Annotated in this window: 11 protein-coding genes; all 11 read left to right on the forward strand. The window is 71.4% G+C overall.

Features of this window, described 5'->3' with window-relative positions:
• The first annotated feature begins 6 nt into the window (after positions 1 to 6).
• The 11 genes from GTY67_RS31160 (at position 7) to GTY67_RS31210 (ending at position 12,847) form a co-directional block, all read left to right on the forward strand.
• The gene (locus GTY67_RS31160) at positions 7 to 879 is read left to right on the forward strand and encodes a glycosyltransferase (RefSeq protein WP_176727458.1); all 873 of its coding nucleotides are present in this window, start codon (positions 7 to 9) and stop codon (positions 877 to 879) included.
• 101 nt (positions 880 to 980) lie between these two features.
• Positions 981 to 1,910 (forward strand): ABC transporter permease, encoded by a 930-nt coding sequence (locus GTY67_RS31165; protein ID WP_093689644.1) that lies wholly within the window; start codon positions 981 to 983, stop codon positions 1,908 to 1,910.
• Positions 1,903 to 2,688, forward strand: a complete 786-nt coding sequence (locus GTY67_RS31170; protein ID WP_161281244.1) for an ABC transporter ATP-binding protein — start codon at positions 1,903 to 1,905, stop codon at positions 2,686 to 2,688. The genes GTY67_RS31165 and GTY67_RS31170 overlap by 8 nt, the downstream gene beginning before the upstream one ends.
• 432 nt (positions 2,689 to 3,120) lie before the next feature.
• Positions 3,121 to 4,032 (forward strand): squalene synthase HpnC, encoded by a 912-nt coding sequence (hpnC, locus tag GTY67_RS31175; protein ID WP_161281245.1) that lies wholly within the window; start codon positions 3,121 to 3,123, stop codon positions 4,030 to 4,032.
• Between the two features lie 29 nt (positions 4,033 to 4,061).
• A complete protein-coding gene (gene hpnD / locus GTY67_RS31180) occupies positions 4,062 to 4,982 on the forward strand; it encodes a presqualene diphosphate synthase HpnD (RefSeq protein WP_176727453.1) in 921 nt (306 codons plus the stop codon).
• Positions 4,983 to 5,100: 118 nt separating this feature from the next.
• A complete protein-coding gene (gene hpnE, locus GTY67_RS31185; protein ID WP_161281246.1) occupies positions 5,101 to 6,486 on the forward strand; it encodes a hydroxysqualene dehydroxylase HpnE in 1,386 nt (461 codons plus the stop codon).
• Complete coding sequence (locus tag GTY67_RS31190) at positions 6,483 to 7,586, forward strand: polyprenyl synthetase family protein (RefSeq protein ID WP_093689636.1); 1,104 nt, start codon at positions 6,483 to 6,485, stop codon at positions 7,584 to 7,586. Before hpnE ends, GTY67_RS31190 begins: the two co-directional genes overlap by 4 nt.
• Before the next feature lie 108 nt (positions 7,587 to 7,694).
• Positions 7,695 to 9,695: a squalene--hopene cyclase gene (shc, locus tag GTY67_RS31195; protein WP_161281247.1), complete on the forward strand. Its 2,001-nt coding sequence runs from the start codon at positions 7,695 to 7,697 to the stop codon at positions 9,693 to 9,695.
• The gene (locus GTY67_RS31200) at positions 9,695 to 10,342 is read left to right on the forward strand and encodes a 1-hydroxy-2-methyl-2-butenyl 4-diphosphate reductase (protein ID WP_093689632.1); all 648 of its coding nucleotides are present in this window, start codon (positions 9,695 to 9,697) and stop codon (positions 10,340 to 10,342) included. Before shc ends, GTY67_RS31200 begins: the two co-directional genes overlap by 1 nt.
• Before the next feature lie 5 nt (positions 10,343 to 10,347).
• The gene (hpnH, locus tag GTY67_RS31205; RefSeq protein WP_031123551.1) at positions 10,348 to 11,367 is read left to right on the forward strand and encodes an adenosyl-hopene transferase HpnH; all 1,020 of its coding nucleotides are present in this window, start codon (positions 10,348 to 10,350) and stop codon (positions 11,365 to 11,367) included.
• 82 nt (positions 11,368 to 11,449) lie between these two features.
• The gene (locus GTY67_RS31210) at positions 11,450 to 12,847 is read left to right on the forward strand and encodes an aspartate aminotransferase family protein (RefSeq protein WP_161281248.1); all 1,398 of its coding nucleotides are present in this window, start codon (positions 11,450 to 11,452) and stop codon (positions 12,845 to 12,847) included.
• Positions 12,848 to 12,899: the final 52 nt, after the last annotated feature.

Raw genomic sequence — 12,899 nt, forward strand, 5'->3', positions numbered from 1 at the left:
TCTGCCATGAAACTGGGCGCGGTGATCATCACCATGGGCAACCGCCCCGACGAGCTCCGCGCCCTCCTCGACTCGGTCACCGCGCAGGACGGTGACCGGATCGAGGTCGTGGTGGTCGGCAACGGGGCCCCGGTCCCGGACGTCCCGGCCGGGGTGCGGACCGTAGAGCTGCCCGAGAACCTGGGCATCCCCGGCGGCCGCAACGTCGGCATCGAGGCGTTCGGCCCCTCCGGCGCCGACGTGGACGCCCTGCTCTTCCTCGACGACGACGGGCTGCTCCCCAACCGGGACACCGCCGAGCTCTGCCGCCAGGCCTTCGAGGCGGACCCGAAGCTCGGCATCGTCACCTTCCGGATCGCCGACCCGGACACGGGCGCCACCCAGCGCCGCCACGTGCCCCGGCTCCGGGCGGCCGACCCGCTGCGCTCCTCACGCGTGACGACCTTCCTCGGCGGCGCCAACGCCGTACGGACGAAGGTCCTCGCCGAGGTCGGCGGGCTGCCGGAGGAGTTCTTCTACGCCCACGAGGAGACGGACCTGGCCTGGCGGGCGCTGGACGCGGGCTGGATGATCGACTACCGCGCGGACATGGTGCTGAACCATCCCACCACCGCCCCCTCCCGCCACGCGGTCTACCACCGCATGGTGGCGCGCAACCGGGTCTGGCTGGCCCGGCGCAACCTGCCCGCCCCGCTGGTCCCCCTCTATGTGGGGATCTGGCTGCTGCTGACGCTGGTCAGACGCCCCTCGCCGCCCGCGCTGAAGGCATGGTTCGGCGGTTTCCGGGAAGGCTGGTCGACGCCCTGCGGACCCCGGCGCCCGATGAAGTGGCGTACGGTGTGGCGGCTGACGAGGCTGGGCCGACCTCCGGTCATCTGAGAGGCTTTCCTCTGAGAGCATGAGGCGTATTTTCTTTCCGGGACCTGTCCGCCTGAGCCGCGCCCGCGACTGGCTGCGCGTGAAGACGAGAGTTTCAACTTGTGAGTGACACGACCCACGACGGCGGGGTAGCCCTCGGGACCCCACCGTCCGCCGACGAGGGCCTCGGCGCGGCCCAGCTGGCCGCCAAGTACGGCCTGACCGTGAGCGGCGCCCGGCCGGGGCTGTTCGCATACATGAGACAGCTCTGGGGACGGCGCCACTTCATCCTGGCCTTCTCCCGGGCGAAGCTGACCGCCCAGTACAGCCAGGCCAAGCTGGGCCAGCTGTGGCAGGTGGTCACCCCTCTCCTGAACGCCGCTGTCTATTACCTGATCTTCGGACTGATCCTGGGCACCAGGAGGGGCATTCCGGACGACGTCTTCGTCCCGTTCCTGGTCACCGGCGTCTTCGTCTTCACCTTCACGCAGAGCTCCGTGATGGCGGGCGTCAAGTCGATCTCCGGCAACCTCGGACTGGTCCGGGCCCTGCACTTCCCCCGGGCCTCGCTGCCCATCTCCTTCTCGCTCCAGCAGCTCCAGCAGCTGATGTTCTCGATGATCGTGCTGGTCGCCGTCACCGTGATCTTCGGCAGCTATCCGTCGCTGTCGTGGCTGCTGGTCATCCCGGCGCTGCTCCTCCAGTTCGTCTTCAACACCGGTCTGGCCCTCGTCATGGCCCGGCTCGGCTCCAAGACCCCCGACCTCGCGCAGCTGATGCCGTTCGTCATGCGGACCTGGATGTACGCCTCGGGCGTCATGTTCTCCATCCCCGTGATGCTCAAGGACAAGCCCGCGTGGATCGCCGACGTGCTCCAGTACAACCCGGCGGCCATCTACATGGACCTGGTCCGCTTCGCCCTGATCGACGGGTACGGCTCCGAGAACCTGCCGGACCACGTCTGGGCCGTCGGCCTCGCCTGGGCCCTGCTGCTGGGGGTCGTGGGATTCGTGTACTTCTGGAAGGCAGAGGAACGGTACGGCCGTGGCTGAGGACAACGCACGGGGACGCATCCCCACGGTGATCGCCGACGACGTCCACATCGTCTACCGGGTCAACGGCACCGGCGGCGGCCGGGGCAGCGCCACCGCGGCGCTCAGCCGCATGCTGCGCCGCGGCAAGGGCGAGCCGCGCGGGGTCAGGAAGGTGCACGCCGTGCGCGGCGTCTCCTTCACCGCCTACCGCGGCGAGGCCATCGGCCTCATCGGCACCAACGGCTCGGGCAAGTCGACGCTGCTGCGGGCCATCGCCGGCCTGCTGCCGACCGAGTCCGGCCATGTCTACACCGACGGCCAGCCCTCGCTGCTCGGCGTCAACGCGGCGCTGATGAGCGACCTCACCGGCGAGCGCAACGTGGTGCTGGGCGGCCTGGCCATGGGCATGACCCGGGACGAGGTCCGCGAGCGCTACCGCGAGATCGTGGACTTCTCCGGCATCAACGAGAAGGGCGACTTCATCACCCTGCCGATGCGGACGTACTCCTCCGGCATGGCGGCCCGTCTGCGCTTCTCCATCGCCGCCGCCAAGAACCACGACGTCCTCATGATCGACGAGGCGCTGGCCACCGGTGACCGCAAGTTCCGGGTCCGCTCCGAGGAGCGGATCCGCGAGCTCCGCAAGGAGGCGGGCACCGTCTTCCTGGTCAGCCACAACAACAAGTCGATCCGGGACACCTGCGACCGGGCGCTCTGGCTGGAGAAGGGCGAGCTCCTGATGGACGGCCCCACCGAGGAAGTCCTCAAGGCCTACGAACGCGAGACGGGCAAGTAGCTTCCCAGTCACCCGTGGCCTCCGCCGGAGCGGTTCCGGCGGGGGCCACTGCGGTGTACGGGCGCGGTGGCCGAGGCGGTGGAGGCCACCCGCAGTACGCCTCAGGGGGTGATCTCCTCCCGGCGGATGACGTCAATCCACCGGCGTACGAGGAAGGTTGACAGGCGGTACGGTCCCCGCCCCGCGGGCGCTCCACCCCGCCGCACCCCTGTGAGCTGTACAACGTAAGCTGTAGCGGTGCTGATTCATGGCAAGTGGGGCGATACGCCCCCGGCGCTCCGCCCGCTGTGCCGCAGTGCACTCGGAAGAACGAGCGGCGTGTCCGAAAAGGGTTGTTTTGGGTCAGCAGTGTAGAACGGGAGATGTGACGGCAATGACGGAAAATCTCCAGCTCCGACGTGGTTCCGCCGTCCCCGCCCCGGGCGGTCCGCAGTGACCTCCACCCCGCAGGCGCGCACCGGTGACGCCACGCTCGGCAAGGCCGCGGACGAGAACTTCCCCGTGGCCCCCTTCTTCCTGCCCCGCGCCTGGCGCGACGACCTGATGGCGGTCTACGGCTACGCCCGGCTCGTCGACGACATCGGCGACGGCGACCTCGCCCCCGGCGGCGCCGACGCCCGCCACCTGGGCCTGGAGCCGGACCAGAGCGACGACCGGCTCGCGATGCTGGACGCCTTCGAGAGGGACCTGCACCGGGTCTTCGCCACCACCGGCCAGGAGCCGCACCACCCCCTGCTGCGCGCCCTGCGCCCCACCGTCCGGCGCCGCGCGCTCACCCCCGAACCCTTCCTCGGGCTGATCGAGGCCAACCGCCAGGACCAGAAGGTCCGCCGCTACGCCACCTACGCGGAGCTCGCCGCCTACTGCGAGCTCTCCGCCAACCCGGTCGGCCGCCTGGTCCTCGCCCTGACCGGCACCACGAGCCCGGAGCGCGTCCGCCGTTCCGACGCGGTCTGCACCGCGCTCCAGATCGTCGAACACCTCCAGGACGTGGCCGAGGACCTGGCCCGCGACCGGATCTATCTGCCCGCCGAGGACATGGACCGCTTCCGGGTCACCGAGGCCGACCTGGCCGTGCCGTCCGCCGGAGCCTCGGTCCGCGCCCTGATCGCGTACGAATCCGAACGCGCGAGCGAGCTGCTGAATGAAGGCACCCCCCTCGTGGGTAGCGTCAACGGCAGACTCAAGCTCCTCCTCGCCGGATTCGTCGGCGGCGGGCGCTCCGCCCTCACGGCGATCTCGGCCGCCGGATTCGACGTACTGCCCGGACCGCCCAAGCCCACCAAGCCCAGCATGCTGCGCGAAGTCGCAGTCGTCCTGCGAAGAGCGCGTAGAGAGGGGTGAGCCCGACCGTGGAGGGACAGACGACGTACATGTCGCCGCCGGTACAGGCCGCATACAGTTACTGCGAGGCCGTCACCGGACAGCAGGCCCGGAACTTCGCCTACGGCATCAGGCTGCTGCCGTACGAGAAGCGGCAGGCCATGTCGGCGCTGTACGCCTTCTCCCGCCGGGTCGACGACATCGGCGACGGCGAACTGGACCCGGGCACCAAGCGGACCCGGCTGGAGAGCACCCGCGAGCTGCTGGACCGGATCCGGCACGGCAAGGTCGAGGAGGACGACACCGACCCGGTGGCCGTCGCCCTGTCCGACGCCGCCCGCCGCTTCCCGCTGCCGCTGGACGGCCTCGACGAGCTGATCGACGGCGTCCTGATGGACGTCCGCGGCGCCACGTACGAGACCTGGGACGACCTGAAGACGTACTGCCGCTGCGTCGCCGGTGCCATCGGCCGCCTCAGCCTCGGCGTCTTCGGCACGGAACCGGGCGCACCCGGCGCCGAGCGGGCCTCCGAGTACGCCGACACCCTCGGCCTCGCCCTCCAGCTCACCAACATCCTGCGCGACGTCCGCGAGGACGCCGCCAACGGGCGCACCTACCTCCCCGCCGACGACCTGGCCAAATTCGGCTGCTCGGCGGGCTTCCACCGGTCCACCCCGCCGCCCGGCTCCGACTTCGCGGGCCTCGTCCACTTCGAGGTGCGCCGGGCCCGCGCCCTGTTCGCCGAGGGGTACCGCCTGCTGCCGATGCTGGACCGCCGCAGCGGCGCCTGCGTCGCCGCCATGGCCGGGATCTACCGCCGCCTCCTGGACCGCATCGAACGCGACCCGGAGGCCGTGCTGCGCGGCCGCGTCTCGCTGCCCGGCCACGAGAAGGCGTACGTCGCGGTGCGCGGCCTCTCCGGCCTGGACGCCCGCCATGTCTCCCGGCTGACCTCCAGGGGGCGTGCCTGATGCGTTCCGGCAGGCCCGGCGCCCGGGCAACCCTCCGGTGGCCCGACGCGTCCACGACTGCGACGATTCCTTCCGGGGCGACCCGGCGAACGGTGACGGCCCGGCGAGAGGGGCAGGCATGAGCGACGAGACCCAGCCCCCCGTCGCCGTCGTCGTCGGCGGCGGACTCGCCGGCATCACGGCCGCCCTCCGCCTCGCCGACGCCGGACTCGACGTGACCCTGCTGGAAGGGCGGCCCCGCCTCGGCGGCCTCGCCTTCTCCTTCCAGCGCGGCGACCTCACCGTCGACAACGGCCAGCACGTCTACCTGCGCTGCTGCACCGGCTACCGCTGGTTCCTCGACCGCATCGAGGCCGCCCACCTCGCCCCCCTCCAGGACCGCCTGGACGTCCCCGTCCTGGACGTCGGCCGCGCCGCCGGACCCCGCCTGGGACGGCTGCGCCGCACCGGCCTGCCCGTACCGCTGCACCTCGCCGGCGGCCTCGCCGCCTACCCGCACCTCTCCCTCGCCGAGAAGGCGAACGTCGGCCGCGCCGCCCTGGCGCTCGGCCGCCTCGACCCCGCCGACCCGGCCCTGGACCGCATCGACTTCGCCACCTGGCTGAAGCAGCACGGCCAGTCCGAGCGCACCATCGAGGCCCTCTGGGACCTCGTCGGCGTCGCCACCCTCAACGCCACCGCGTCCCACGCCTCCATGGCCCTGGCCGCCAAGGTCTTCAAGACCGGCCTGCTCTCCGAGCCCGGCGCCGCCGACATCGGCTGGGCCACCGTCCCGCTCGGCGAACTGCACGACACCCTCGCCCGCAAGGCCCTGGACACCGCGGGCGTCCGCACCGAGCTGCGCGCCAAGGTGGGGTCCCTGACCCGCACCGAGGACGGCCGCTGGAGCGTCGAGACGGCGGGGGAGCACCTCACCGCCGACACCGTCGTCCTCGCCGTACCCCAGCACGAGACCCACGACCTGCTGCCCGCAGGGGCGCTGGACGAGCCGGACCTGCTCCTCGACATCGACAACGCGCCCATCCTCAACGTGCACGTCGTCTACGACCGCAAGGTGCTGCGCCGCCCGTTCTTCGCCGCGATCGGCTCCCCGGTCCAGTGGGTCTTCGACCGTACGCACTCCTCGGGGCTCAAGGGACCCGGGCAGTATCTGGCGGTCTCCCAGTCCGCCGCCCAGGACGAGATCGACCTCCCCGTCGCCGAGCTGCGCGAGCGCTACCTCCCCGAGCTGGAGCGGCTCCTGCCCGCCGCGCGCGGCGCAGGCATCCGGGACTTCTTCGTCACCCGGGAGCGCACCGCCACCTTCGCGCCCGCCCCGGGCGTCGGCGCCCTGCGCCCCGGCCCCCGTACGCGGGCGCCCGGACTGCACCTCTCGGGCGCCTGGACCGCCACCGGCTGGCCCGCGACGATGGAGGGTGCCGTGCGCAGCGGCTCCCAGGCCGCCGACGCGGCCCTCCACGACCTCGGCCGCCCCCATGGACATCCGCTGCAGGAGGCGGCATGAGCAGTACCACCGGAACAAGAGGAGAGTCAGTGACCCCGGCGAATCCGGCTTCCGACACCGTGGACCAGACCACGGACGTCACCGCGCTTCTGGAGCGCGGACGAGCCCTGTCAGCGCCGGTGCTGCGGGCTGCCGTGGACCGGCTGGCGCCGCCCATGGACACCGTCGCGGCCTACCACTTCGGCTGGATCGACGCCGAAGGACGGCCCTCGGACGGCGACGGCGGCAAGGCCGTGCGCCCCGCCCTCGCCCTGCTGTCGGCCGAAGCGGCCGGTGCCCCCGCCGAGGCGGGCGTCCCCGGCGCCGTGGCCGTCGAACTCGTGCACAACTTCTCGCTGCTGCACGACGACCTCATGGACGGCGACGAGCAGCGCCGCCACCGCGACACCGTATGGAAGGTGCACGGCCCCGCCCAGGCCATCCTGGTCGGCGACGCGCTCTTCGCCCTCGCCTACGACGTCCTGCTGGAGCTCGGCACGGTCGAGGCGGGCCGCGCGGCCCGCCGGCTGACCTCCGCCACCCGCAAGCTCATCGACGGCCAGGCGCAGGACATCTCCTACGAGCACCGCGAGCGGGTCACCGTCGAGGAGTGCCTGGAGATGGAGGGCAACAAGACCGGCGCCCTGCTGGCCTGCGCCGTCTCCATCGGCGCGGTCCTCGGCGGCGCGGACGACCGCACCGCCGACACCCTGGAGGCGTACGGCTACCACCTGGGCCTCGCCTTCCAGGCCGTCGACGACCTGCTCGGCATCTGGGGCGACCCCGAGGCCACCGGCAAGCAGACCTGGAGCGACCTGCGCCAGCGCAAGAAGTCCCTCCCGGTCGTCGCCGCGCTCGCCGCGGGCGGACCGGCCTCCGAGCGGCTGGGCGAACTGCTCGCCGCCGACGCCAAGAGCAGCGACTTCGACAGCTTCTCCGAAGAGGAGTTCGCCGCCCGCGCGGCGCTCATCGAGGAGGCGGGCGGCCGCGAGTGGACCGCACAGGAAGCCCGTCGTCAGCACGCGGTCGCCATCGAGGCGCTGCACGGTGTCGACATGCCGCATCAGGTACGGGCGCAGCTCACCGCGCTCGCGGACTTCGTGGTGGTGCGGAAGCGGTGATCAGCACCCGCATATGACTCGCAGTCGCCGGCCGGCGCCCTGATACGGGGCGTCGGCCGACGGAGACCCCAGCACAGCAGAGAAACCACTGCACGTAAGGGGAAGCTCATGACAGCGACGACCGACGGATCGACCGGGGCCGCGAACCTCTCCGCGAGCCCGGCAGGACATCCGGCCGACACGACCACCGCCGCGGACGACGTGCTCGCCGCCGCGCGGCGGGCCGCGGAACGCTCCGTGGCCCACCTCCTCGGCAGACAGGACGAGCAGGGCTGGTGGAAGGGCGACCTGGCCACCAACGTCACGATGGACGCCGAGGACCTGCTCCTGCGCCAGTTCCTCGGCATCCAGGACCCGGAGACCACCCGGGCGGCCGCCCTCTTCATCCGGGGCGAACAGCTCGGTGACGGCACCTGGAACACCTTCTACGAGGGGCCGAGCGACCTCTCCGCCACCATCGAGGCCTATGTGGCCCTGCGGCTGGCGGGGGACCGCCCCGACGAGCCGCACATGGCACGCGCCTCCGCCTGGGTCAGGGAGCAGGGCGGCATCGCGGCCGCCCGGGTCTTCACCCGGATCTGGCTCGCCCTGTTCGGCTGGTGGAAGTGGGACGACCTCCCCGAACTCCCGCCCGAGCTGATGTTCTTCCCGAAGTGGGTCCCGCTCAACATCTACGACTTCGGCTGCTGGGCCCGCCAGACCATCGTCCCCCTCACCATCGTCTCCGCGAAGCGCCCCGTGCGGCCCGCGCCCTTCGCCCTGGACGAGCTGCACACCGACCCCGCCGAGCCCAGTCCGCCCAGGAAGCTTGCTCCGGCGGCCAGTTGGGACGGCCTCTTCCAGCGGCTGGACAAGGGACTTCACCTCTACCACAAGGTCGCCCCGCGCCCGCTGCGCCGGATCGCGATGAACGTGGCCGCCCGGTGGATCGTCGAACGCCAGGAGAACGACGGCTGCTGGGGCGGCATCCAGCCCCCGGCCGTCTACTCCATCATCGCCCTGCACCTGCTCGGCTACGACCTCGACCACCCGGTGATGAAGGCGGGCCTGGCCTCGCTGGACCGGTTCGCCGTCCACCGCGAGGACGGCGCCCGGATGGTCGAGGCCTGCCAGTCGCCCGTCTGGGACACCTGCCTGGCCACCATCGCCCTGGTCGACGGCGGACTCAGACCCGACCACCCCGCGCTGGTGAAGGCCGCCGACTGGATGCTGGCCGAGGAGATCACCCGGCCCGGCGACTGGTCCGTACGCAAACCCGAACTGGCCCCGGGCGGCTGGGCGTTCGAGTTCCACAACGACAACTACCCGGACATCGACGACACCGCCGAAGTCGTCCTGGCGCTGCGCCGGGTACGCCACCCCGACCCCGCCCGGCTGGAAGCCGCCATCGAACGCGGGGTGCGCTGGAACCTCGGGATGCAGTCCCGCAACGGCGCCTGGGGCGCGTTCGACGCCGACAACACCAGCCCCTTCCCCAACCGCCTGCCGTTCTGCGACTTCGGCGAGGTCATCGACCCGCCCTCGGCCGATGTCACCGGCCATGTCGTGGAGATGCTCGCCGTCGAAGGGCTCGGCAGCCACCCCCGTACCCGACGGGGCATCGAGTGGCTGCTCGCCGAACAGGAGGCGTGCGGCGCCTGGTTCGGCCGCTGGGGCGTCAACTACGTGTACGGGACGGGGTCGGTGGTGCCCGCGCTGGTCGCCGCCGGACTGCCCGCCGCGCACCCCTCGATCCGCCGGGCGGTGACCTGGCTGGAGTCCGTGCAGAACGACGACGGCGGCTGGGGCGAGGACCTGCGCTCGTACCAGGAGGAGAAGTGGATCGGGCACGGCGAGTCCACCGCCTCCCAGACCGCCTGGGCCCTGCTCGCCCTGCTCGCCGCGGGCCGCCGCGACAGCCGGGCCGTCGCCCGCGGGGTCACCTGGCTGACCGAGGCCCAGCAGGCCGACGGCTCCTGGGACGAGCCGTACTTCACCGGCACCGGCTTCCCCTGGGACTTCTCGATCAACTACCACCTCTACCGCCAGGTCTTCCCCCTCACGGCACTCGGGCGCTACGTGTACGGCGACCCGTTCGCCGACCGTACGGGCGCCGCCAAGGGGGCCTGATGGCCGGCCCACCGCAGTCCGCGACGCCCCGGGCGCCGCTGCTGGTCGCCTGCGCGCTGGGCATCGAGCAGCTGGCCCTGCGCAGCGGCAAGCGGGCCGGGGGCCCGGTGCGGGTCCTGCGGACCGGTATGGGCCCCCGGGCGGCGGAGGCGGCCGTCGCGGCGGCCCTCGCCCCCGATGGCGTACCGGACGCCGCCGTCATCGCCTCCGGCTTCTGCGCCGGCCTCGCCCCCGGGATGCACCCCGGGGACCTGGTCGTCGCCGAGGAGACCCGGGACGCGGACGGCGCCACCCCCTGCACCGGCACCGGGCTGCTGGTCGCCGCCCTGGCCCGGGCCGCCCCCGGCTCAGCCGTCCACACCGGCCCCCTGACCGGCTCCGACCACGTCGTACGCGGCCCCGAGCGGGCCGCGCTGCGGGCCACCGGGGCCATCGCGGTGGACATGGAGTCCGCCGCGACACTGCGTACCGCCCTGTGCCACGGACCGCGCCCGGTTGCGGCCGTCCGGGTGGTCGTGGACGCTCCAGAGCATGAGCTCGTCCGTATCGGCACGGTACGCGGTGGAATATCGGCCTTCCGTGTTCTCCGTGCCGTCCTTCCCGCTTTCTACGAATGGCACCGATCTTTACTGCTCCCCAGGAGGTGAGCCAGATGGCCATGCCGCTCCGTCAGTCCATCAAGGTCGCGACGTATCTCTTCGAACAGAAGCTCCGCAAGCGTGAGAAGTTCCCGCTGATCGTCGAACTGGAGCCGTTGTTCGCCTGCAACCTCGCCTGCGAGGGGTGCGGGAAGATCCAGCACCCTGCCGGTGTCCTGAAGCAGCGCATGCCGGTCGCCCAGGCAGTGGGCGCGGTCCTCGAATCCGGTGCCCCCATGGTCTCCATCGCCGGCGGCGAGCCGCTGATGCATCCGCAGATCGACGAGATCGTGCGCCAGCTCGTCGCGAAGAAGAAGTACGTCTTCCTCTGCACCAACGCGATGCTCATGCGCAAGAAGCTGGACAAGTTCACCCCCTCGCCCTACTTCGCCTTCGCCGTGCACATCGACGGACTGCGGGAGCGGCACGACGAGTCGGTCGCCAAGGAGGGCGTCTTCGACGAGGCCGTCGCCGCGATGAAGGAGGCCAAGGCGCGCGGCTTCCGCGTCACCACCAACTCCACCTTCTTCAACACCGACACCCCGCAGACCATCATCGAGGTCCTCAACTACCTCAACGACGACCTCAAGGTCGACGAGATGATGATCTCTCCCGCCTATGCCTACGAGAAGGCGCCCGACCAGGAGCACTTCCTCGGCGTCGACCAGACCCGCGAACTCTTCAAGAAGGCCTTCGCGGGCGGCAACCGGGCCCGCTGGCGGCTCAACCACTCGCCGCTCTTCCTGGACTTCCTGGAAGGCAAGGCGGACTTCCCGTGCACCGCGTGGGCGATCCCCAACTACTCGCTCTTCGGCTGGCAGCGCCCCTGCTACCTGATGAGCGACGGCTACGTACCCACGTACCGTCAGCTCATCGAGGAGACCGACTGGGAGAAGTACGGCCGGGGCAAGGACCCGCGCTGCGCCAACTGCATGGCGCACTGCGGCTACGAACCCACAGCGGTGCTAGCCACCATGGGGTCGCTGAAGGAATCCCTGCGCGCGGCCCGGGAGACCATCAGCAGCAACCGGTGACGTCGTGACGGGTGAGGGGGCCGGTCACCCGGCCTCCTCACGGCACGTACCGACCCACGGAACGCAAGGAGAAGAGCGGGCGATGACGGACGGCGGGCCCAAGGGCTTCGACCTGGGACGGCTCCTGGCGGAGCGCGGGGCCGAGCGGTACGAGCTGCACGCGCGCCACCTCAACCACCAGCTGCCGCGCATGCTGCACACCATCGGCTTCGACAAGGTCTACGAGCGGGCCGAGGGCGCGTACTTCTGGGACGCGGAGGGCAACGACTACCTCGACATGCTCGCCGGGTTCGGTGTGATGGGCATCGGCCGGCACCACCCGGTCGTCCGCCAGGCCCTGCACGACGTCCTCGACGCCCAGCTCGCCGACCTCACCCGCTTCGACTGCCAGCCGCTGCCCGGCCTCCTCGCCGAGAAGCTGCTCGGCCACAGCCCGCACCTGGACCGCGTCTTCTTCGGGAACAGCGGTACGGAGGCGGTCGAGACGGCGCTGAAGTTCGCCCGGTACGCCACCGGCAAGCCCCGCGTCCTCTACTGCGCCCACGCCTTCCACGGGCTGACCACCGGCTCCCTCTCCGTCAACGGCGAGAGCGGCTTCCGCGACGGCTTCGCCCCGCTGCTGCCCGACACCCCGATCGCCCTTGGCGACCTGGACGCGCTCCGCCGGGAGCTGAAGCGCGGCGACGTCGCGGCCCTCGTCGTGGAGCCGATCCAGGGCAAGGGCGTGCACGCCGCGCCGCCCGGCTTCCTGCGCGAGGCACAGGAGCTGCTGCACCGGCACAAGGCGCTCCTGATCGCCGACGAGGTGCAGACGGGGCTCGGCAGGACCGGCGACTTCTACGCGTACCAGCACGAGGACGGCGTCGAACCCGATCTCGTCTGCGTGGCCAAGGCCCTCTCCGGCGGCTATGTGCCGGTCGGCGCGACGCTCGGCAAGGAGTGGATCTTCCGCAAGGTCTACTCCTCGATGGACCGGGTCCTCGTCCACTCCGCCAGCTTCGGCTCCAACGCCCAGGCCATGGCGGCGGGGCTGGCGGTGCTCTCCGTCATGGAGGACGAGGAGACCGTCGCCAATGCCCGGCGCACCGGTGATCTGCTGCGGGAACGCCTGTCGGCCCTGGTGGACCGCTACGAGCTGCTGCACGAGGTGCGCGGGCGCGGGCTGATGATCGGCATCGAGTTCGGCCGCCCCGTCTCGCTGAAGCTCCGCAGCCGCTGGACCATGCTCCAGGCGGCCCGCAAGGGACTCTTCGCCCAGATGGTCGTGGTGCCCCTGCTCCAGAAGCACCGCATCCTCACCCAGGTCTCCGGCGACCACCTGGAAGTGATCAAGCTGATCCCGCCGCTGATCATCGGGGAGGCGGAGGTGGACCGCTTCGTGGCGGCGTTCACGGAGGTCATGGACGACGCGCACAGCGGCGGCGGGCTGATGTGGGACTTCGGCCGGACCCTGGTCAAGCAGGCCGTGGCCAACCGCTGAGTTTTTGCCTCCCGGGCAAGATATTTGCCCGGGAGGAAAGTTCCTGGCCCAA

The sequence above is a fragment of the Streptomyces sp. SID8374 genome, assembly GCF_009865135.1.
GTDB lineage: Bacteria > Actinomycetota > Actinomycetes > Streptomycetales > Streptomycetaceae > Streptomyces.